Below are 21,067 nucleotides of genomic sequence, written 5' to 3'. Positions count from 1 at the left end.
CTTTATTGCTCTATCCATAAGACAATATTCGAATTATTGTGAACGAGAATGGAAACATGCAGCTGATGCCTTTACGACCACATGTATGGACATTTGGTGAGTTAAAACTGGACTTATCTCAGCCGCATGTGATGGGAATTCTCAATGTCACCCCCGACTCATTTAGTGATGGTGGTCGGCATAATCAAAAAGAAGATGCAGTTGCACGTGCGCTGGAGATGATGGCTGAAGGTGCGACCGTAATTGATATCGGCGGGGAATCGACCCGTCCGGGTGCCGCTGTGGTAGACGTAGAGGAAGAGATCCGCCGCGTGGTGCCTGTGGTTGAAGCCTTAGCAAAACATGATGTTGTTCTCTCGATTGATACTTCACAACCAGAAGTGATTCGTGCAGCGGTTCAGGCCGGAGCGCATATCTGGAATGACGTCCGTGCGTTGACCCGCCCCAATGCCTTAGTAACGGCCGCTGAATTAAATATTCCGGTAATCATTATGCATATGCGTGGTGAGCCGACCACCATGAACAATCTGGATCAATATGAGGATGTCACTACCGAGGTGATTGGCGAACTATCTCAACGTGTTCAGGATGCCTTGGATGTAGGAGTAAAAGCCGAAAATATCATGATTGATCCGGGGTTTGGTTTTGCCAAGAATGCTCAGCAAAATCTCAAGCTGCTTCAAGAATTTTATAAATTGACAGAAATGGGTTATCCGATTTTATCTGCCTTATCACGTAAACGCTTTATTGGGGCTGTCTTAGATGGCGCAGAACCACAGGCGCGTGCGGTGGGTTCGGCAACAGCACATTTGCTCAGTATTCAGCAGGGCGCCTGTATGGTACGGGCACATGATGTGAAAGCGACAGCGGATGCGATTAGAGTCTGGCAAGCCATGCAGATGGCGTAGACATTGATGGCGGGAGAGTAAGCATCTGGCAATGTTGTTTGGCTTTCAGGCAACAATGTGCTATATAGGCACGCTTAGATTAAATTGTCATCTTTTAGAGTGCCTGTAATGTTTGCAGATTTACTTCTCCCCATGTTCGATGATGCGTATTATCCCGATATTCTGGTTGCTGAAATCAAACAGCACATCGAACATTTTGCCCAAAAAGTCGCTAAATCAGCTTTGTCAGATCAAGAAATTTACCAGCTTGCCCATCTGACCGTTGCTGATATTAATGCCATGAAACCGCAGTTTGAAGATCTGGATTCATCTCTGGATGATACCGCTGCAGATTATATTGCCGAAGCCATGATGATGGTGGTGCAAGAGCACGGGTTGTTCGAGATTGAAATGGAAGAGCTGATTACCAATCGTGAATGGTGATCGATAAAACCCTGCTACTGCAGGGTTTTTTATTATTTGTAGAAATAGTCTTTAAAACTTTTAAAGCGAATCGAGCTGAGTAATTTTTGCTCCTCATGCATGCATTGCTGATAAAGATTCTGGTAATAAGCCTGCAGATTTGACTGGTCCTGAATCGGTTGCGGTGTTTTGGATCTGGACTGTTGATAGGCCCAAAAGGCCAGCTGCCGCAGTTTTTGCAGTTTGATCTGATCAATTGCACTACAAGAACTTTTAAATAAAGGTTCTAAGGTGACAGCGCCAAAAGAGGAAAGCGCTAAAATGATCATGCTGATGATCACCAGCATATCTGAATGAACTACATACAGATTCAGCAATAAAACCAGAAAAATCGGAATTTGCAGATACAGACAGTTCTGCAAGCGCTGACTATAGGCTTTGGAGCTGAATTGCGCCTGATATTGTGCATACCAGATATAGGGATAAAGCAGGGCCATTAACATGATCAAGGTGACATTAAAGGCGATCGTGGCATTCTTGAAAAAATAATATTCCAGAAGTACTGAGCTGATGCTACAGGCCACGCAGATTAAAAGAGACAGTAAATTAATCGCGATCACAAACTGGAGATTTTGCAGGGCATTAAATTTGAAGCGGCTATAACGCAGCTTCAGGAAAAAAGCGTCTGGATGGCGTAATTGTAATGTGGCGAGATCGAAGTATTTTAATTCTGACATGAGGATTTCGCGCTAAAAGAATAAAATTCAGGCACAAAAAAACCAGCCTAATGCTGGGTTTTCTATTGCACCATTTTAATAAAGATTAAAATGGTGCCCGAGGCCAGACTCGAACTGGCACGCTTTGTGGGCGGGGGATTTTAAATCCCCTGTGTCTACCGATTTCACCACTCGGGCATGTGCGCAATAATAGAGGACGAAATAAAGCTTGGCAAGCACATTTCTAAATGATTGCTTTCTTTTCAAGCAATTCCGTGGCTTCTCTCTAAAAAATTAGCAGATCAATCTGTTTTTAAGCCCCTTATTAGAAATATTCAAGATGGCTAATCAAAATAATAGAGCGAACTATGAGTTCTCGTCCAGATAACTGTCGACATCCAGATGCTTGATGGTTTTACAGTATTGATGCTCATGTTTCAGCAGTTGGATATATAACTCGGCATAGTGATTTAATTGCTGTTTTAGTTCGGCATGCTGAGGATGATTGTTTGAACAAAAACGTAATTTTAGTCGAAGCATACAGGTCTGTTTATAAGCCCAGAAGCAGATTCTACGTAATTGTTGCAACTGATAATGTTCAGTATTTTGGCTGTTTTCCCGGAACAAGTTTTCCCGATAAAAACGGATAAAGCCAAAGCTGACTCCAAAAAAGAATAAACTCCACATCAGCAGGCTACTTTGTACAAAAAACAGATTTAAGGTTTGTAGTATAATCACCACAGCCATCTTGATTGGGGTATGGCGTAATAACTGATATAGCGAATAAGAAGAATGCTGAACCTGTTGCAGAATTAAGGTGAGACTCAACATCAGGAACAACAGTATCGCCAAAATGGCATAACTTTGCGCCTGAAATTCGCTCACTTGCACAAAAGATTGCTTTATGACGTCACCGAACATCAAACTGACGGGAATAAAAATCATGGCCGCCAAGACCCAGGGAATCAAAAGCTTGGCTTTATCCCAGATCCCACGGATTTTGATCTGGCTATAGAACAGGTAATTGCCTTTAAATGCAGTCGGATACTGTTGTTGAAGTTGCTGCAGCAACAAAGTCACTTGGGTAGTGGGCATCATCCAGAGATTGATTCAGAAATAGACACAGGCACTATAGTCGATTTGACGCAGAATCACAGGACAAATCCATTTTCAGCGCTTATCATTGCTTTAATCACGAAGATTTTAGTTTTTTAGCCACGAATTATGCGAAAATAGCCGATTCAAGATTTATTTTTTTAAGGACAGTTTATGACTGATCAATCTCCTGAGGCGTTAAGCGACATCGAAATTTTAGACATCCTGCAAAGCATGAAAAAGGATGAACTAAATACTGAGGCGAAAGAAGTGATTCGTCAGGGTGGTAAAGCTGGTCGTCAGGAAGCGCATAAAGAAGCGTTAGTGGCATTGAATCAGTCATTTGAAGACAAATTTGTCGAAGCGGTATCTTTGGCTTTGGGCCTGAATACGGCACAAATCAAAAAAATCCGTTATAAAAAAGACCGCGTCCGTATTTTAAAAGCGCGCGGAATTGATTATATGGCGATTGATGGTGCTGAAACTGCACAGGTACTGTCACAAATTGCCCAAGCAATTGTGCGTGAAGACGCGATTGTTACCCATGACCTGCATAATATTTTCCCATTCTGGAAAGAAGGCTGGCCTATGGTGCAGTTCGACAATGCTTACAAGATTCTAGAAGATGATATCCAGATTCACTATCAAGCTGTTTTAGATGCATTGTTAACAAAGATCTAAGCACCTCAATAGATGTAAAAAAGCACCGTTAGGTGCTTTTTTATGATTGAATTTACTGGTTTGAATAAAACAAACTTAAAATAAAACTGATAGGAACGATAAATAGTCGTCCCCATAAAATCAAAGGTATGGCTAAATACTGTCCCCAACTCATGGTTCGGTCATAATGGCCACGGTGACGCTGGTAACCATAAGGGGTAATGATGCAAGCAAAAATCAATAAAATGATCGCTAAAAACAAAAACAGCGGATTTTGTTGTTGAGCAAAAAAGAAATAGATTAAATACAGTCCTGAATAAAAACTAAAACAAGCCAATAGCGCAGAAATGGACATCACTCTATCCTTATGATTTTTATTTTAAAATAGAAGAAGAATCAGATTATTCTGATTCTTCCTGAATTAATGGATTGATTTCAATGATCCGAGTCACCAGCAACTGGTCAATCTTGAAATGATCGACATCGACGACTTCAAATTTATAACCGGCATGAATGACGGTATCGGCAGGACGCGGAATTTTACGCAGCTTGAACATCATAAAACCAGCCAGTGTTTCGTAATTTTCCTCATCTGGCATTGAGTCGATTTCAAGCGCATGTTTCATGTCTTCAATTGGCGTGCTGCCTTCAATCAACCAGGAATTATTGTCACGCTTAATAATTTGCTGATCGGCTTCAATTGGTGTCACCCAGTCGCCCATCACGGTAATCATAATGTCGGAGAGGGTAATCACCCCAACCACCAGCGCATATTCATTAATGACGACGGCAAATTTTTCCTTGGTCGAGCGAAAACGGTCCAGAACTTCCGATAAAGTTAAAGTATCCGGAATGGTCAGGACATTACGGATGGTATTTTCATTTAACTGTAGCAGCGACTGGTTATTCAGAATCCGCACCAGAATATCTTTGGCATCGACATAACCAATCACACTGTCGATGTCATTGCTACACACCAGAAACTTGGAATAGGGATATTCCGCCAGCTTTTGCCGAATACTTTCTTCTGGTTCATTTAGGGTAAAGAACACCACATTCTCACGGGTAGTCATACTCGAAGGTACATTACGCTCTTCCAGCTCGAATACATTTTCAATGAAATGATGTTCCTGTTTTTGCAGTACGCCAGCCTGTGCACCTGCATCCATCACTGCGGAAATATCATCAAAGGTAATATTATCATCACGAATGGTATTTACTTTAAACAGACGGAACAGCATGTTGGCAATAACATTAATGAGCCAGGCCAAAGGCTTACAGACTTTAATGAAAATCTGAATGGGTTCAATGACCGAGACTGCGATCTTTTCTGGCGCAATCATGGCCAGACGTTTCGGCATCAAGTCTGCAAATAGAATAAATAAAGAAGTGACGACAGTAAAGGAAAGTGCAAAGCTAATATTTTCAGCCCAAGGACCCTGGTAAAAGCGGGAAACAAAATTAAAAATATAAGGACGGAAGGCTCCTTCACCTAAAATACCGCCAAGAATGGCGACTGCATTTAAACCGATTTGAGAGGCTGCAAAGAAGTCAGCAGAATTTTCTTGTAGATCTAAAACTTTTTGAGCGCGATGTTCACCCGATTCAGCCAGAATTTTCAGTTTGACTTTACGGGCACCTGCGAGGGCGATTTCTGTTAAAGATAAAAAACCGGCCCCCGCGATGAGTATTAAGATAATCACGATATTTTGTAAGAGGCTCACAAATCCACCTGTGGATGAATAGTATCTTGGGATATTTTTAACACAAAAAAAGGCTTGAGGTGTAAAAACTACCTCTCAAGCCTTCAAAGTATAATCTTAAAAAATAAGAATTTAGAAGAATTTGAGTTTAATAGTGTGAAAATTGAGAATTATTGCTCAGGAATTCACGATTTTCTTCCTCAATCATTTGACGCGCAACATACAAAATCAGCTGACGTAACCAGCGATGTGCAGGGTGATGATGCAATAGAGGGCACCATGCCATTTTGAGTTCAAATTCGGGAATATAAAATGGTGGATCTTTCAGAATTAAATTATGATTCTTGGCTTGCAGGCGTGCGATCCGTGAAGGCAGGGTTGCCACCAGATCGACATTGGAGGCCAATAAACCTGGCATTTGATAATGACGGGTAAAGACCGAGATTTTACGTTTCTGGCCAATACGTTCCAAAGCCTGATCGATCCAGCCTAAACCGGCCTGTTTCTCCGGGTTGACCCCAAAGCCGACACCCATACCGGTTTTAGAGACCCAGATATGCTGTGCATCCAGATAGCTTTTTAAGTTCAGGTTGGTTGCAGCGGGGTGTTTATTGTTTAATAAACAGGAAAAACTGTCACGCCAGACCAGAACCTGATGAAAACTTTGCGGTATTTCATTAAAACGGTTAATCGCCAGATCAACTTTGCCTTGTTCCATGTCACGATAAGACACATCACTCGGGGTTAGAAAGTCCAAGACCACGTTCGGTGCTTCTGAACGTAAGGCTTTGACCAGCCGAGGAACCAGCGTCGCTTCGGCATAATCCGAGGTCATAATCCGGAAGACACGATTTGACGTATAAGGACGGAACTCGGTACGCGGTTCCAGAATCATGGACAAGTCAGCCAGCGCATCCCGGATACGTGGCTGTAACTCAAGTGCACGTTCTGTGGGTGTCATGCCTTCAGAAGAACGGATCAGGAGAGGATCATTAAATAAATTGCGTAATCGGCGTAAAATATTACTCATGGCAGGCTGGGTAACGCCCAATTGTTCGGCTGCACGGGTGACATTTTTTTCGCGAAGAAGTACATCAAGATAAATTAATAGATTGAGATCGACCCGCTCCAGATTCATAAAAGAAATACCGAGAATAAATACAAGAAATTATGCTGATTATGCCATAACTGCCGGGCTTTGTGTAAAGCGCCGATGAAAAAAAAGCCATGATAAAGCAGATAAAATCTAGGGAATTTATGCAGGTTTAAGCTGAATAATTAACGATTTTATTCGACTGAGTAGAAGCACGGGCTAAGCAAAGATTCAGTATTTTCATGTATGCAGATCAACAGCTCCATAACCAAGCTTTAAACTTTAAAAATACAGGTGTGAGTGCGTGAATAATTGCGTGAAAAGTATGCTATCTTGATAAATGCTTCAGCCTAAGAAATAATTCAAAATCATGATTATTTTTTAATAAAAGTGGATTTGAGCCAAGCCCAGACTTAAGTCTAATGAAGTATTTTTAAGCAGTCTGAAGGAAAAACGATCAATTTTATTTTAGTAAAATATAAAATAAAACAATATCTTATTTTAACATCACAGGATTATACTAAGACTTTCATCTACTCATTTTTTAAATAAATACTGAAGATTCTTGCAGACTATTGGATTAATTTTCATAAGCCCACTAATCTTTAGCTATCCCAACGGACCGGCGAAAATCTAAACAAGTTACTGAGGGTGTGATTTGAACGGTTCGTTGCAGAAAAATCCTAATATTATTACAGGAAAATATCATGACTACATACCAAACAGCGATTGATGCAATCCGCGAATTGAAAGCGAAATTCGGTAACACTTGGGCAGACATCAGTCCTGAAGATGCTGCGCGTATGCAAATCCAAAACCGTTTCAAAACTGGTTTAGACATTGCGAAATATACCGCGGCAATTATGCGTCGTGATATGGCTGCTTATGATGCAGACTCTAGCAAATACACTCAATCATTAGGTTGCTGGCATGGTTTCATCGCACAACAAAAAATGATTGCGAACAAAAAATACTTCGGTACGACTGAACGTCGCTACATTTACCTTTCTGGTTGGATGGTTGCAGCACTTCGTTCAGAATTTGGTCCACTTCCTGACCAATCTATGCACGAAAAAACTTCTGTTCCTGCATTGATCGAAGAAATCTACACATTCTTACGTCAAGCTGACGCGAAAGAATTGAACGACTTGTTCCGTGCACTTAAAAAAGCACAAGAAGCAGGCGATACTGCTAAAGCAGCTGAATTGACTTCACAAATCGACAACTTCCAGACTCACGTTGTGCCAATTATTGCGGACATCGATGCGGGTTTCGGTAACGAAGAAGCGACTTATCTTTTAGCTAAGAAAATGATCGAAGCGGGTGCATGTGCACTACAAATCGAAAACCAGGTGTCTGACGCGAAACAATGTGGTCACCAAGCTGGTAAAGTAACTGTGCCACACGAAGACTTCATCGCGAAAATCCACGCACTTCGCTATGCATTCCTTGAAATGGGTCTTGACGACGGTATCATCGTTGCACGTACTGACTCTGAAGGCGCTGACCTGACTCAAAAAATCCCAGTGGTTAAAGAGCCAGGCGACATCGCTTCTCAATATATCAGCTACTTGGAAACATCTGAAATTGATATCGCTGATGCACAAGAAGATGAAATCCTGATCAAACGTGATGGCAAACTTCACCGTCCTAAACGTCTTGCTTCTGGCTTGTACCAGTTCCGTGAAGGCACGCAAATTGACCGCGTTGTACTTGACTGTGTAACCAGCTTGCAAAATGGTGCGGATCTTCTTTGGATCGAAACTGCGACACCAAACGTTGCTGAAATCGCTCACATGGTAAACCGTGTGAAAGAAACAGTTCCAAATGCGAAACTTGTATACAACAACTCACCTTCATTCAACTGGACGCTTAACTTCCGTCAACAAGCGTATGACCGTTGGGTTGCTGAAGGTAAAGACGTTTCTGCTTACGACCGTGCTAAGTTAATGAGCGCTGAGTACGATGCAACTGAACTGGCTGCTGAAGCTGACGAAAAAGTTCGTACCTTCCAAGCAGATGCTGCGCGTGAAGCGGGTGTGTTCCATCACTTGATCACACTTCCGACTTACCACACAGCTGCACTTTCTACGCATGAACTTGCTCAAGGTTACTTCGGTTCTGAAGGCATGTTGGCTTATGTTGCTGGCGTACAACGTAAAGAAATCCGCGGCGGTATCGCATGTGTTAAACACCAGGCAATGGCTGGTTCTGACATCGGTGATGACCACAAAGAAATCTTCGCTGGTGACAATGCATTGAAAGCTGGTGATGACGCTAAAAACACAATGAACCAGTTCAGTGCTTAATCTGCTGAATTGATTCACCAAAAAACCCTGCATCTGCAGGGTTTTTTATTTGGAAAAATGCTATTAATAAATAGGAAATGGCAACCTCAAGAAAGTATTCAAGTAAGATCATCCATAATTTCTCCATGATTGGTTTTTATCACAGTTATTATGTGTTTAATTCTTGCATTTTACTGCTATGTCACTGAATACTTAGATATAGCTTGCTCGTATTTGGTCTAAATTCATCCCTATTTAATTAAAAAGTGACTCGGACTTATGCTGTCTAAATTTTTTATCCACCGCCCGATCTTTGCTGGGGTATTGGCGATTGTCGTGATGGCGATTGGCCTGTTCGCAGTGATGAACCTGCCAGTGGAACGTTATCCGGATATTGCCCCGCCACGGATAACGGTGGCAGCAACCTATAGTGGCGCTTCTGCGGAAACTGTGGAAGAAAGCGTGACCCAGGTGCTGGAGCAGCAGATTAAAGGGATTGACCATTTACTGTATTTTAGTTCGAGTAGTGATTCTTCAGGGCGCAGCCGGGTCAGCATCAGCTTTGAAAATGGTACCGACCCCGATACAGCACAGGTTCAGGTACAAAATGCGATTAATGGGGTATTGAACCGTTTACCGGAAGATGTCCAACGCCAGGGCGTTAACGTGTTTAAATCTCTCGGCGATACCCATATGGTGATCAGCCTGTATGATGAGTCCGGCCGCAGTAACAATATTGAACTTTCTGATTACTTGATGACACATCTGGAGCAGGACATTTCCCGGATTGAAGGCATTGGTGAAGTCGATGTTTTTGGTTCTCAATATGCGATGCGGATCTGGCTGGATCCAGGAAAACTCAAACAGTATAAGCTGATGCCAAGCGATGTTCGTGCCGCCATTGAAGCTCAGAATACTCAGGTGGCTGCGGGCGCGATTGGGGATTTGCCGGCAGTGGATGAACAATACCTGAATGCTAAAGTCACCTCGGGTTCCCGTCTAAAAACCGTTGAAGAATTCCAGAATATTATTGTCAAATCGGATCGTGCCGGTAGTTTTATTTATTTAAAAGATATTGCACGGGTCGAACTTGGTGCTGAAAGTTATCAGTCTTATAGCACCAATAATGGTTATCCTTCGGCAGGTCTTGGAATTTCTCTGGCCTCAGGTGCCAATGCCATTGCCACCTCAAACTTGATTAAAGCTGAAGTTGCCCGTATTTCCCAGCAATTACCCGAAGGCTATAAAATTGCCTACCCACGAGACAATACACCCTTTGTACAAGAGTCGATTAAAGAGGTGGTCAAAACCCTGATCGAAGCGATCATTCTGGTTATCATGGTGATGTTCATTTTCTTGCAGAACTGGCGTGCTACTTTGATTCCTACCGTAACGGTGCCGGTGGTGATTTTGGGAACCATGGCGGTGCTTTATGCACTGGGCATGAGTATCAATACCTTAACTTTATTCGCTTTGGTTCTGGCTATTGGACTATTGGTTGATGATGCGATTGTGGTGGTAGAAAACGTGGAACGGCTGATGCATGAACAGCATTTGTCTGCCAAAGAGGCGGCGTTAGAGTCCATGCAGGAAATTAGTGGGGCATTGGTCGGAATTACCTTAGTTCTAACCGCAGTCTTTATTCCGATGGCGTTCTTTGGCGGTTCTACCGGGGTGATCTACCGACAGTTCTCCATCACTTTGGTTGCGGCCATGTCCTTATCCTTATTGGTGGCCTTGATTCTAACCCCAGCACTGTGTGCGCTCATTCTGAAACCGAATCCGAAACCGGCAAAATGGGCGGCATGGTTTAACCAGAAGCTGGATCATTTAAAGCATCGTTATCTGCATCTTTCCAAAGTCACGATTCAGCATCAGGTCATTTGTTTACTGCTTTTTGCCGGCTTGATCTGTGTCTTTGCACTGTTTTACCGTGCTTTGCCAACCAGTTTTTTGCCGAGTGAAGATCAGGGGATTTTAAGCCTGCAAATCAAAGTGCAGGAAGGTGCTCCGATGAAAAATACCATTCAGGTCGGAGAAGAGGTCCGTAAATATTTTCTGGATCAGGAACAGGCCAATGTCAGTCTGGTGATGATTCGTTATGGCCGCAATTTCTCGGGAACTGGCCAGAATCTGGCCACCGGTTTTGTGGCATTAAAACACTGGAATGAACGTGCCGGTCAGGACAATACCGCACCCGCGATTCGTGAACGGGCTTTGAAGCATTTTCAAAGTAACCCTAATGCACAAATCAACGTATCCATGCCCGCGTCAGTCAATGGTCTGGGACAAACCGATGGTCTGGATTTCTGGATTCGGGATATCAATGGTAATGGCCGGCAGTATCTGGAACAGCAATTTCAGGCACTGGAAGCTCAGGCTGGCAATTATGCAAGCTTTGAAAATCTGGGTAAACGTTCTAATCCTGAAAAAGCCGAACTACGCGTCAATATTGACCAAAAACAGGCCATGGCCAATGGTCTGACCCAAACGGCAATTAACAGCACCTTATCTAGCGCTTGGGGTGGCAGTTATATCAATGACTTTATTGATCGCGGCCGGATTAAACGGGTGATCATGCAGGGCGATGCCGAATTTCGTTCCAAGCCGGAAGATCTGGCACAATGGCATGTCCGCAATGACCAGAATCAAATGGTGCCTTTTAGTAACTTCTCGCAAGTGGACTGGAGTGGTGGTCCGGAAGTGGTCAACCGTTTCATGGGCTATACCGCACTACAGATGGAAGCAGATCGGGCTCAAGGCAGCAGCTCCGGTCAGGCCATGCAGGATGTAGAGGCGCTGATTGCTGAACAGGACGGTGTAGATGTGGTCTGGAGCGGTTTATCCTTTGAAGAAAAACAGTCCAATAATCAGGCCATCTGGCTGTATCTGATTTCGATAGGTTTTATTTTCCTGTGTCTGGCCGCATTGTATGAAAGCTGGAGTATTCCAACGGCGGTAATGTCAGCAATTCCTCTTGGTATTGGCGGCAATATTATTTTCAGTTATTTGGCTGGCTTCCCGAATGATATCTATTTCCAGATTGCCTTGCTGACCACCATTGGCTTGTCCTGTAAGAATGCCATTCTGATTGTGGAATTTGCTTCGCTGGCACAGCAACAGGGAAAATCGGTGGTGGAGGCAGCATTGGAAGGTGCTTCCCTGCGTCTGCGTCCGATCCTGATGACTTCCTTGGCTTTTGGCGCCGGAATTTTACCTTTGGTCTTTGCCACGGGAGCAGGCGCGGTAAGCCGTCAGGAAATTGGTGTCAGTGTATTCGGCGGCGTAATTTTCGGAACCGTGCTGGTGCTAATTTTTATTCCCTTTATGTATGTGATGATTCGAAATTTAATGGCTAAAAAAGAACCGGTTGATTCATGATCGTGCGCTCAGAAAAACAATCCATAGCCTGACTCAATCCGGCTGTGATGATTTAGATGCACTGAGAGCAGGGGTAATGTTCGGAGGATGATGCTAAAATCCACGCCTTTGCGCTTATAACCATGGACTGCCTATGCCGAAAATTTCAGAAAAAATACAGCATATTCAACAACAGATCCGTTCTGAACACCATGCTATGGCGATTGGCTTATTAAATGAGCTGAATGTCGCCGATCAGGCCAGTATTTTAAAAGGTTTGAAGTTAGAAGAACAGATCCGGATTTTTCAGGAACTCAAAGAACCGAGCCGGGTATTCGAGTTTATGCCACTCAGCCAACAAGTCAGTCTGGCTGAGCAATTACCGGTCGCACAGATTATTGCGATTTTAAATGCGCTCGATTCGGACAACTTTGTCGATGTTTATAAACGATGTTCTCCACAGCTGCAGCAGCAGCTCATGGCAAAATTGTCCGAAGCGAGTCGGCAAACCCTAAAAGATCTGGCGATTTATCCTGAAGGGACTGCTGGTGCGCTGATGAGCTCCAGTTTTGTTTCTTTGCATCAGGATCTGTCGATTCATGACGCTATCCAAATGTTGCGTGTGGTGGCCGCAGATCAGGAAACCCTGTATCTGATTTATATTGTTGATGAGCAGGACCAGCTGATCGGGGTAGTCTCTTTAAGGCAGATGATTCAGGCCAGTCCTGAAACCAGCATTGCCGAGATCATGCAAAGAGATGTGATTTACGCCAAGATTGGGGATGACCAAGAAGACGTCGCAAAAACTTTAACCTATTATGATTTTATGGCTTTGCCGATTGTCGATGAGCATAAAAAAATTCTTGGAATTGTCACTTATGATGATGCCATGGACATCATGGAAGCCGAAACCACCGAGGATATTTTAAAGTCAGGGGCGGTTGAGCCCTTAACTGAGTTAAGTTTAAAAACTGCGCCTATTTTTACATTGTACCAGAAGCGCGTATCTTGGCTGGTGATTCTGGTCTTTGGCAGTCTATTGTCCGGCATTGGCATTGCACATTATGAAGAGACCATTGCCGCGCATATTGTTCTGGTTTTTTTTCTGCCATTGCTGGTGGGCAGTGGTGGTAATGCCGGCTCGCAGTCGGCGACCTTGATGGTGCGTGCTTTGGCCACCGGTGATGTAGAGTTTAGAGACTGGTTTAGCCTGCTCAGCCGGGAAACCTTGGTGGCGTTGTGTCTGGGTGGCACCATGGCACTGGCTGTCTCGGTGTTGGGTTATGTCCGAGGGGATATCATGGTGGCTGTGGTTCTGGCGATCAGTATGCTCGGCATTGTGCTGATGGGCTGCCTGATCGGCATGAGTCTGCCTTTTATTCTGAACAAGTTTAAGATGGATCCGGCCAGTGCCTCTGCACCTTTGGTGACCTCTATTTGTGATGCCACCGGTGTGATTATTTATCTATTTGTTGCTTCCAAATTATTGTTTTAATTCACAGATTGCTACAACTTTGGTCTCAAAATAATTTATGCTGATGAAAGTCAGCCCTATTTTTGGAATCACATATGCCTGAGCCTGGACAAAAAACAAAACTGAGTCAACAAGAGGTCATTCGTCTGGAACGTGATCTGGCCAAGTTTGCCAACATGATGGATTCAGTGGTACGTATTCCATTTACCAAGCAAGGGGTAGGGGCAGATGCCGCGCTGAGTACGATTCCGGTCGCTGGAGATATCGCCGGTTTTGTATTGACCTGTTATGCCATTCATAAGGCCAAACAGATTGGGGTGCCGAGTGCCAAGCTGAATCCGGTCATGAAACTGGCGGTGATGGATGCGGTGGTTGGATTTATTCCAGTGGCAGGCACCATTTTTGATATTTTTATTCGTCCCAGTCGCAAGGCGCTTGATGTGGTGCATGTTCATATTCGTGAAGAATATCAGATTCACAGTGATCGACATGTGGTACACCCTTTTTTGCATGAAAGCCTGGAACGCAAACAGCAGCAGTCTGTATTTTGGTGCAATCCTGTAGTGGCCTGGATCTGGATTCATATCCCGGATATTTTAGGCGCCTTGTTCCTGATTCTATTTGTTTTTGCGATTGGGTGGGGTGCGATGGCGTTGTATCAGTGGATTAGCGCATAAAGGCCTATATAAATAATGAATAATTGAATCCAATAAAAAAGCCTGCAAGTGCAGGCTTTTTTCAATCAATGAATAGTATTACTTAAGCACAATCAAGCTGTTGTAGTGCAGCAACACGTTGTTCGATGCTTGGATGCGTCTGGAACAAGGCAGCAAGGCTAAAGCCTTCTTCTTTACCCGCAGAAATCGCAAATGCTTTCATTTCTTTCGGCATGGCATCTGGCATTTCAGACTCTGCCTGTAAGCGCAATAATGCTGAAATCATAGCCTGTTTACCTGCCAAGCGCGCACCTGCTTCATCGGCACGATACTCACGCTGACGGGAGAACCACATCACAATCGACGACGCCAGAATACCGAATACGATATCCAGTACGATGGTAATTACAAAATAGGCAATACCCGGTGCTTCACCTTCTTCACGACCAAAAACGTTACGGTCAATAAAATCACCCGCGACACGTGCGAAGAACATGACGAAGGCGTTCACAACACCCTGAATCAGTGCCAGAGTGACCATATCACCATTGGCGACGTGACCAATCTCATGCGCCAATACTGCACGAAGCTCGTCTTTGTTCATACGCTCAAGCAGACCAGTCGATACGGCTACTAAAGCATCGTTTTTATTCCAGCCAGTGGCAAAGGCATTGGATTGATAAGATGGGAAAATACCCACTTCCGGCATTTTAATGCCTGCACGCTGAGAAAGTTGTGCAACTTCATGGAGCAACCAGGCTTCAGCTTGGTTACGAGGTGCATTCGGGTCAATCAGTTCAGTACCCGTGGTCTTTTTCGCCATCCATTTAGACATGAACAGGGAAATCATTGAGCCAACCATACCGAACACGAAACAGATGACCAACAGGTTGCCTAGATTCAAGCCACCTGCGCCATGGTAACTACCGACACCGAAGAGTGACAAGATAATGCCAGCTACAACCAGTACCGCGAGGTTGGTTAGCAAGAACAAACCAATCCGCATCATTGAGAAATCCTCTTATTACAGAAAAATAATCTGATTATTGAATGTAAATCATTGAAATCAATATGAGGTGAAATCGATAAGATTTCAAGAAAAAAATAGCAATTCGCTACAAAAAGACAGTATGTTTTTTGTCCATATTGAAAGATAGGTCTTTAAAAACAAAGCTGTTTCAAAATTACTCACTTAAATATATTTTTGCAGATGCTGTCGCATTGGCAGTGGCATAAGAACCCATCGGTGCATCAGTGAAGCTACCATCTGCTCGTGCAATGATCTGACGCTGATATTTTGCCGCCTGAACATTGGACGCCGTCGTGGTTTCAGTTGAATAATTGGCAGAGCTGGCAATGACACGACCAGTATCAGAAGAAGCGGTATATGTACCACTGGTGCTGCCCAGTCCCTGTGCGTACAAGTTCTGATAACGGCTGCTGACACGGCGGACATAGTCCTGAGTTTCACGAAAAGGTGGCACACCCTTATATTTGGCCACATTGCCTTCGCCGGCATTATAACCTGCCAGTGCCAAGGTAGTATTGCCATTAAAGCGTTTCAATAACCAGGCCAGATATTTGGCCCCAGCCATAATATTCTGCTGCGGGTCATAGGCATTGCTGACATTAAAACGACGTGCTGTCGCCGGCATAAGTTGCATCAGGCCTTGTGCACCGACTGGAGAGCGTGCCTGTACATTAAAACCGGACTCGGTATGCATCACAGCTTTGATCAGGCCTTCAGAGACACCATAGGTTTGCGCTGCCTGGCGAATAATCGAATCATAAGCATTTTTATTTCTACTATAGCTCGGCAAGACCGAAGCTTCACTGGAACCCCAATTGCTATAACTATGAATATTACTGTCTGGATAATAGGTCTTCTTTTCAACCTGAAGATGGTTATAGCGACTTTTCTTATTGGTTAATAAGGTGCTGCCATTGCTATCGCGCAACTGATAAATGGTTTGACCGGCATAGACCAACTGGCAACAACTCGCCAATAGCACAGCACTGATCCCCTGACACCCCAAAACACACAAATTTATTTTCATTGTTTATATTAGGTAAACACAATCGAGAAAAATTTAATGATGAGTTTAACAAAAAATTACGGAATGAAAAGACTTGTACGCTGCATTTATAAACGAGTTTGTAAGTGCAAGCCATTTTTTACATTTTAGAGTTAGAAAAAAAATATGATTTAATTTAAAACCTTAGGGTTGACAGGTTTAACTAGTTGATTTTTATTAATAATTAAATTGGTTAAAAAGTGATCAATTTAAAGAAAAGCCTTATCTTTTGAGACGAAGAACTTGTCAAGTGCGTTTCAATCCACAAAGTTATCCACAACTTTTGTGGACAACTGTGGAAAAGTCCAAAAACTAGGCATCTTGCTGATTAATTGAACTGAAACGTTCAATATATCAATCTAAATAAAACATGAAAATGAAACTAATATGACATTTGCATGAAAATAAATTCTTTTGATGCGATGCGGGCCTGAATCGGCTAAAATTGCGCGGTATTTTTATTTATGGGTGAATCTCGTCTATGTACTCGCCAGTTGAGTCCGAACAAGGATTTAATTTCAAACCTGAACTGCCAACAAGCTCAGCCTACTATCGTTTGTTGAAGAAGCTGCGTCGCCAGGTCGGACATGCCATTCGTGACTTCAAAATGATTGAAGAAGGCGATAAGGTCATGGTGTGTATTTCAGGTGGTAAAGACAGTTACACCCTGTTAGATATCATGTTGCAGTTCAAGCGTATCGCACCGATCAACTTTGATGTCGTGGCGGTGAATCTGGATCAGAAACAGCCAGGCTTCCCGGAAGATGTATTACCACGTTATTTAGAAGAAAATAACATTCCGTATTACATTCTGGAAAAAGACACCTACAGCATCACCAAAAAGTTGACCCCGGAAGGTAAGACTTATTGCGCCGTCTGTTCGCGTCTACGCCGTGGCTCTTTGTATGGCTTTGCCCAGGAAATTGGTGCGACCAAGGTTGCGCTGGGGCATCACCGTGATGATATTCTGGCGACCTTCTTCCTGAACCTGTTCCATGGCGGCAGCTTGAAGGCCATGCCACCAAAACTGTTGTCTTCTGACAAAAAGAACATTCTGATTCGTCCACTGGCTTATGTGGAAGAAAAAGACATCATCAAATATGCAGAAATGCGTCAATTTCCAATTATTCCATGTAATTTATGTGGCTCTCAGGCGAACCTGCAGCGCGCAATTATCAATGACATGTTACGTGATTGGGATAAGGCACATCCAAAACGTCTGCACAGTATTTTTGGTGCATTGCAAAATGTCTCGCCATCACAGCTGGTCGATCGTGAATTGTTTGACTTTGAAGTGCTGGACAGCCAGCGCGAATTTGACTTCAAAGACAGCTATTCGACTGAAGAAGCGCTGGAAGGCGAGAAACGCCGGATTAATATGGTCAATCTGGGCTTTGCCGCAGAATAATTTCAGCACACAGATATCAGCCTTCGGGTTGATGTCTGTATGAAAAACAAATAAAAATAGAACTACAAAAATTGAACGACGCGTACAAAATTCGTTAGCCTTTGCGCTAATGATCATGATATAACAAAGCACGAGCATAATAGCTTCAACATGATGTCGTCTGGATAGTCGACACAAATGAACAAATAATTTGAGGAAAGATCATGCCTGCTTTTTTAACTGATGATTGGTTTTCAACTGTAGAAACACTTACTGCGCAAGCTGGTGATTTAAACTTGCCACCAGCTTTGGCGAACCTGGCGATTAATTTGGTTGTAGCGGACACTACAGGTAATACTGAACTATCTTTAGATGGTGGAGCAATTAAAAAAGGTTTGTCTTCAAATGCCAAAACGACTTTGAATATGGACGGCGAAACGTTACGTAAAGTTTTTCTGGAGTTTGATATGGCCGCAGCCATGCAGGCATTTATGACCGGTAAAATCAAAGTACAGGGTGATATGTCTCAATTGATGGCACTTCAAACTGCCAAACCGAGTCAGGAACAAAAAGATCTATTCAAGAAAGTACTTGAAAATACGACAGCTTAATTTTGCTGAACATCAGCTGAAATGAGCACAAAAAAAGCTTACCCTTGAGGTAAGCTTTTTTTATCGCTGGATAGAATAAAATCCAGCTCATCAGACCTTAGATATTCACCAATTGTGGTGTGGTCTTGATGTGTTCCAAATAAGCACGAATACGGGTTACATATTGTACTGCCTGACGATAGCGGCCGTTATTGGCTTTATTCTGATCCAGATAGGCATAGAGGTTGACCCAGTTATTTGGATTCTTGCCTTGTGACTGAATGCGTTTTTGTAACTGATTCACTGCACCTGGGCCCATATTATAAGCGACCAGTGCAAACCAGTTGCGATCCGGATAAGGAATATGCTCATAGCGGCTCAGCATTTGATCATAATACTTGGCACCACCCTGAATGCTTTGGGCTGGATCGGTACGATTGCTCACACCCATTGCTTTAGCAGTGCTATTGGTCAGCATCATCAAACCGCGAACACCTGTCGGAGAGACCGAGTTCGGTTTCAGATAAGATTCCTGATAACCAATGGCAGCTAATAAATGCCAATCCAGATCATATTGCTGCGCTGTCTGTTTAAAGCTTGCTTTATAGATCGGTAACCGGTTGCTCAAATCACGTTGAATGGCTGTCCAAGATTCCTCTTTCACCACATTCTGATTATAAAATGAAGCAAGCTGCTTGATGGCACCACTTTGTTTGCCTTTACAGATAAAAGCACTGGCAGTTTGGCTCAAGGGATCTGTGGCAGATTTAAATACCAGATTTAAATTGGTATTCAAGCCATTACTCACCAAAATAGACTGATCACCACAGGTGGCGGAGAATGAAGTCAGGCGCTTATTTTCAATTTCACCTAAATCGGTGGTGGTCATGGCCAGATTGGCTTTGCCCTGAGCAACCCATTGCAGTGCAGTGGCATTATTCGGGACAATTTTAAAATCCAGTTTCACATTCAGACTGTTGGCATAGTTGCGCACCAGGTCATAACCGAAGCCATGCAGATGTTGTCCATCCTGAAATACGGTGGTCGGATTTTCGACTGCAACCACGGTCAGCTTATTGCTATTGACCACATGATCAAACTGAAGTGTGGTCTTACTTGCATTGATACTGTGAAAGGGAATAAATGCAGTGCTCAGTACAAGTGCTTTCAAAGGGAGAGAAGAAATTACAGATCGTAGGCAAAGCCTCGACCCAGTGGATGAACTACTGTGCATGTTGTCTCCGCTACAAGTAATTTATGCCCTAAAAATCACAGCCAACATAGCCAGAAATTTTAACAGTTTGATAAATTCAATAAGGGTTGGGCAGTCATGACGTCATTCAAAATGACAAGAGATTTACGCATCATTATGTAGAAAAACTACATAGATTAAAAAGTAAGCATTTCCGGAAGTAGGTGGCATATTAATGATCTAAAAAACGATTGTCAAATTTTGTACACAAATTATTATTAAAAATAATTTTAAGATATTGAAATGTAATGTGAATTTTTTTTGAATTTTTTCATTGTTTTGAAATGGTAAATAAAATAAGCTGTTTGTAAGTTAATACACTGAAAATTTGATCAGCACGACGTATGAAATCCAACTTAATCACCCGTGGTGGACACGATAAATTGGTGGCAGAACTTAAGAATCTCTGGCATGAAGAGCGGCCGGAAATCACCAGAAAAGTGAACTGGGCAGCGAGTCTCGGCGACCGTTCGGAAAATGCCGATTACCAATATAACAAGCAAATTTTGCGTAAGATTGACCGCCGGGTCAGATACCTAGGCAAGCGTCTTGAAGAGCTAAAAATCATCGATTTTTCTCCAGAGCAGGAAGGCAAGGTCTATTTTGGAGCTTGGGTCGAGATTGAAAATGAAGAAGGCGAGCAGAAAAATTTACGTATTGTCGGAGTCGATGAAATTTATGATCATCATCCGCAGCATATCTCGATCAGTTCGCCCATGGCACGTGCGTTGTTGGGCAAGCAGGTAGATGATGAGGCTGAAGTGCTGACACCTTCCGGAAAGAAACGCTGGTTCATCAATTCAATTCGTTATGAAAAACCAGAAAATTCAGCAAATTAATGGAATTGATTTTATTTTGTGCAATTGATGCAGTGAAAGCATGAAAATATTTGCCAAGCGTGATTTTTGTTTATATCATGTCGGCCATGGAAGCGTGGCAGAGCGGTTTAATGCACCGGTCTTGAAAACCGACGAGGGTGTGAGTCCTCCGTGAGTTCGAATCTCACCGCTTCCGCCAAATTCTAAAAACCCAGTCAATTGACTGGGTTTTTTTATGCCTTTATTTTTATATTCATTATCAAGCTAATTCTGATTCATGTCGTTGCTTTATCTTGAATTAAATAGCTCTTGGCATCGTTTAAGTATTAACTTCTTTAAATAAAAATACATTTCAGCTTTTGTTTCGGCTGATTTTTAACTGAATAAACAGCTTTTGCTAAAAGTTTTGCTAAATTTTATTGCCAAAAATCCGATTTATTTATATGATGGCGGCCAAGGAAGCGTGGCAGAGCGGTTTAATGCACCGGTCTTGAAAACCGACGAGGGTGTGAGTCCTCCGTGAGTTCGAATCTCACCGCTTCCGCCAAATTCTAAAAACCCCAGTCGAAAGATTGGGGTTTTTCTTTTTA

Annotated in this window: 18 protein-coding genes and 3 tRNA genes; 12 read left to right on the top strand and 9 right to left on the bottom strand. The window is 43.0% G+C overall.

The genetic code is table 11. The features are described 5' to 3' along the window. Positions 1 to 56 precede the first annotated feature (56 nt). Positions 57 to 908 carry a dihydropteroate synthase gene (folP, locus tag FTT73_RS05035; RefSeq protein WP_159138239.1) on the top strand — a complete coding sequence of 284 codons (852 nt, stop codon included), beginning with the start codon at positions 57 to 59 and terminating at the stop codon, positions 906 to 908. Positions 909 to 1,016: 108 nt separating this feature from the next. Next, positions 1,017 to 1,331 (top strand): DUF5713 family protein, encoded by a 315-nt coding sequence (locus FTT73_RS05030; protein WP_005169878.1) that lies wholly within the window; start codon positions 1,017 to 1,019, stop codon positions 1,329 to 1,331. Between the two features lie 32 nt (positions 1,332 to 1,363). Here the strand turns inward: FTT73_RS05030 and FTT73_RS05025 are convergent, their stop codons facing one another. The 3 genes from FTT73_RS05025 to FTT73_RS05015 all read right to left on the bottom strand — a co-directional run bounded on the left by FTT73_RS05025 (position 1,364) and on the right by FTT73_RS05015 (position 3,121). Further along, positions 1,364 to 2,047, bottom strand: a complete 684-nt coding sequence (locus FTT73_RS05025; protein WP_180071806.1) for a hypothetical protein — start codon at positions 2,045 to 2,047, stop codon at positions 1,364 to 1,366. A 91-nt stretch (positions 2,048 to 2,138) separates the two neighbouring features. Next, a tRNA-Leu gene (locus FTT73_RS05020) sits at positions 2,139 to 2,224 on the bottom strand. Positions 2,225 to 2,392: 168 nt separating this feature from the next. Continuing rightward, positions 2,393 to 3,121 (bottom strand): hypothetical protein, encoded by a 729-nt coding sequence (locus tag FTT73_RS05015; RefSeq protein ID WP_100534866.1) that lies wholly within the window; start codon positions 3,119 to 3,121, stop codon positions 2,393 to 2,395. A 174-nt stretch (positions 3,122 to 3,295) separates the two neighbouring features. Between FTT73_RS05015 and FTT73_RS05010 the strand changes: the two genes are divergently transcribed. Then, on the top strand, positions 3,296 to 3,802 hold the full coding sequence (locus tag FTT73_RS05010) for a hypothetical protein (RefSeq protein ID WP_074383395.1): 507 nt from the start codon (positions 3,296 to 3,298) through the stop codon (positions 3,800 to 3,802). A gap of 52 nt (positions 3,803 to 3,854) precedes the next feature. Here the strand turns inward: FTT73_RS05010 and FTT73_RS05005 are convergent, their stop codons facing one another. From FTT73_RS05005 to FTT73_RS04995, 3 genes are all read right to left on the bottom strand, one after another. Continuing rightward, positions 3,855 to 4,136 (bottom strand): hypothetical protein, encoded by a 282-nt coding sequence (locus FTT73_RS05005; protein WP_005097706.1) that lies wholly within the window; start codon positions 4,134 to 4,136, stop codon positions 3,855 to 3,857. A gap of 46 nt (positions 4,137 to 4,182) precedes the next feature. Continuing rightward, complete coding sequence (locus FTT73_RS05000; protein ID WP_005097704.1) at positions 4,183 to 5,505, bottom strand: hemolysin family protein; 1,323 nt, start codon at positions 5,503 to 5,505, stop codon at positions 4,183 to 4,185. Between the two features lie 127 nt (positions 5,506 to 5,632). Next, entirely contained in the window at positions 5,633 to 6,622 is a 990-nt protein-coding gene (locus FTT73_RS04995) for a LysR family transcriptional regulator (protein WP_005097703.1), read from the bottom strand. A gap of 662 nt (positions 6,623 to 7,284) precedes the next feature. On the opposite strand from FTT73_RS04995, the gene FTT73_RS04990 reads away from it, so the two are divergent. The 4 genes from FTT73_RS04990 (at position 7,285) to FTT73_RS04975 (ending at position 14,376) form a co-directional block, all read left to right on the top strand. Beyond that, positions 7,285 to 8,886, top strand: coding sequence for an isocitrate lyase (locus tag FTT73_RS04990; protein ID WP_005169883.1), 1,602 nt, complete (start codon positions 7,285 to 7,287; stop codon positions 8,884 to 8,886). 258 nt (positions 8,887 to 9,144) lie between these two features. After that, positions 9,145 to 12,246, top strand: coding sequence for a multidrug efflux RND transporter permease subunit (locus FTT73_RS04985; RefSeq protein WP_180191110.1), 3,102 nt, complete (start codon positions 9,145 to 9,147; stop codon positions 12,244 to 12,246). A 133-nt stretch (positions 12,247 to 12,379) separates the two neighbouring features. After that, on the top strand, positions 12,380 to 13,720 hold the full coding sequence (gene mgtE, locus FTT73_RS04980; RefSeq protein ID WP_100357860.1) for a magnesium transporter: 1,341 nt from the start codon (positions 12,380 to 12,382) through the stop codon (positions 13,718 to 13,720). Between the two features lie 74 nt (positions 13,721 to 13,794). Beyond that, entirely contained in the window at positions 13,795 to 14,376 is a 582-nt protein-coding gene (locus FTT73_RS04975) for a DUF4112 domain-containing protein (RefSeq protein ID WP_180191109.1), read from the top strand. Between the two features lie 82 nt (positions 14,377 to 14,458). Here the strand turns inward: FTT73_RS04975 and htpX are convergent, their stop codons facing one another. Beyond that, the gene (gene htpX / locus FTT73_RS04970; protein ID WP_005097694.1) at positions 14,459 to 15,364 is read right to left on the bottom strand and encodes a protease HtpX; all 906 of its coding nucleotides are present in this window, start codon (positions 15,362 to 15,364) and stop codon (positions 14,459 to 14,461) included. Between the two features lie 175 nt (positions 15,365 to 15,539). After that, positions 15,540 to 16,412, bottom strand: coding sequence for a lytic transglycosylase domain-containing protein (locus FTT73_RS04965; RefSeq protein WP_180191108.1), 873 nt, complete (start codon positions 16,410 to 16,412; stop codon positions 15,540 to 15,542). 499 nt (positions 16,413 to 16,911) lie between these two features. Here FTT73_RS04965 and ttcA point away from each other — a divergent pair, with 499 nt between their 5' ends. Then, positions 16,912 to 17,838 (top strand): tRNA 2-thiocytidine(32) synthetase TtcA, encoded by a 927-nt coding sequence (gene ttcA, locus FTT73_RS04960; RefSeq protein ID WP_180191107.1) that lies wholly within the window; start codon positions 16,912 to 16,914, stop codon positions 17,836 to 17,838. A gap of 203 nt (positions 17,839 to 18,041) precedes the next feature. Next, entirely contained in the window at positions 18,042 to 18,428 is a 387-nt protein-coding gene (locus FTT73_RS04955; protein WP_004280536.1) for an SCP2 sterol-binding domain-containing protein, read from the top strand. Between the two features lie 97 nt (positions 18,429 to 18,525). Here the strand turns inward: FTT73_RS04955 and FTT73_RS04950 are convergent, their stop codons facing one another. Continuing rightward, on the bottom strand, positions 18,526 to 19,641 hold the full coding sequence (locus tag FTT73_RS04950) for a transglycosylase SLT domain-containing protein (protein WP_005097690.1): 1,116 nt from the start codon (positions 19,639 to 19,641) through the stop codon (positions 18,526 to 18,528). 362 nt (positions 19,642 to 20,003) lie between these two features. Here FTT73_RS04950 and greB point away from each other — a divergent pair, with 362 nt between their 5' ends. The 3 genes from greB to FTT73_RS04935 all read left to right on the top strand — a co-directional run bounded on the left by greB (position 20,004) and on the right by FTT73_RS04935 (position 21,024). Next, complete coding sequence (gene greB / locus FTT73_RS04945) at positions 20,004 to 20,498, top strand: transcription elongation factor GreB (RefSeq protein ID WP_005097688.1); 495 nt, start codon at positions 20,004 to 20,006, stop codon at positions 20,496 to 20,498. Positions 20,499 to 20,586: 88 nt separating this feature from the next. Beyond that, positions 20,587 to 20,676: transfer RNA gene (locus FTT73_RS04940), tRNA-Ser, on the top strand. Between the two features lie 258 nt (positions 20,677 to 20,934). Then, positions 20,935 to 21,024, top strand: a tRNA-Ser gene (locus FTT73_RS04935). Positions 21,025 to 21,067 lie beyond the last annotated feature (43 nt).

Origin of the sequence: Acinetobacter sp. YH01006 (genome assembly GCF_013420445.1) — a bacterium.
In the GTDB taxonomy this organism is placed as follows: Bacteria; Pseudomonadota; Gammaproteobacteria; order Pseudomonadales; family Moraxellaceae; genus Acinetobacter; species Acinetobacter pseudolwoffii.
This window is presented reverse-complemented; position numbering and strand designations above follow the sequence as displayed.

Bases quoted from the DNA above. Each gene is read 5' to 3' on its own strand.
- FTT73_RS05010 (WP_074383395.1), top strand. From the start codon at position 3,296: ATGACTGATCAATCTCCTGAGGCGTTAAGCGACATCGAAATTTTAGAC.
- FTT73_RS04965 (WP_180191108.1), bottom strand. From the start codon at position 16,412: ATGAAAATAAATTTGTGTGTTTTGGGGTGTCAGGGGATCAGTGCTGTG.
- mgtE (WP_100357860.1), top strand. From the start codon at position 12,380: ATGCCGAAAATTTCAGAAAAAATACAGCATATTCAACAACAGATCCGT.
- FTT73_RS04955 (WP_004280536.1), top strand. From the start codon at position 18,042: ATGCCTGCTTTTTTAACTGATGATTGGTTTTCAACTGTAGAAACACTT.
- FTT73_RS04985 (WP_180191110.1), top strand. From the start codon at position 9,145: ATGCTGTCTAAATTTTTTATCCACCGCCCGATCTTTGCTGGGGTATTG.
- greB (WP_005097688.1), top strand. From the start codon at position 20,004: ATGAAATCCAACTTAATCACCCGTGGTGGACACGATAAATTGGTGGCA.
- FTT73_RS04995 (WP_005097703.1), bottom strand. From the start codon at position 6,622: ATGAATCTGGAGCGGGTCGATCTCAATCTATTAATTTATCTTGATGTA.
- FTT73_RS04975 (WP_180191109.1), top strand. From the start codon at position 13,795: ATGCCTGAGCCTGGACAAAAAACAAAACTGAGTCAACAAGAGGTCATT.
- FTT73_RS05025 (WP_180071806.1), bottom strand. From the start codon at position 2,047: ATGTCAGAATTAAAATACTTCGATCTCGCCACATTACAATTACGCCAT.
- ttcA (WP_180191107.1), top strand. From the start codon at position 16,912: ATGTACTCGCCAGTTGAGTCCGAACAAGGATTTAATTTCAAACCTGAA.
- FTT73_RS04990 (WP_005169883.1), top strand. From the start codon at position 7,285: ATGACTACATACCAAACAGCGATTGATGCAATCCGCGAATTGAAAGCG.
- FTT73_RS04950 (WP_005097690.1), bottom strand. From the start codon at position 19,641: ATGCACAGTAGTTCATCCACTGGGTCGAGGCTTTGCCTACGATCTGTA.
- folP (WP_159138239.1), top strand. From the start codon at position 57: ATGCAGCTGATGCCTTTACGACCACATGTATGGACATTTGGTGAGTTA.
- FTT73_RS05015 (WP_100534866.1), bottom strand. From the start codon at position 3,121: ATGCCCACTACCCAAGTGACTTTGTTGCTGCAGCAACTTCAACAACAG.
- FTT73_RS05005 (WP_005097706.1), bottom strand. From the start codon at position 4,136: ATGTCCATTTCTGCGCTATTGGCTTGTTTTAGTTTTTATTCAGGACTG.
- htpX (WP_005097694.1), bottom strand. From the start codon at position 15,364: ATGATGCGGATTGGTTTGTTCTTGCTAACCAACCTCGCGGTACTGGTT.
- FTT73_RS05030 (WP_005169878.1), top strand. From the start codon at position 1,017: ATGTTTGCAGATTTACTTCTCCCCATGTTCGATGATGCGTATTATCCC.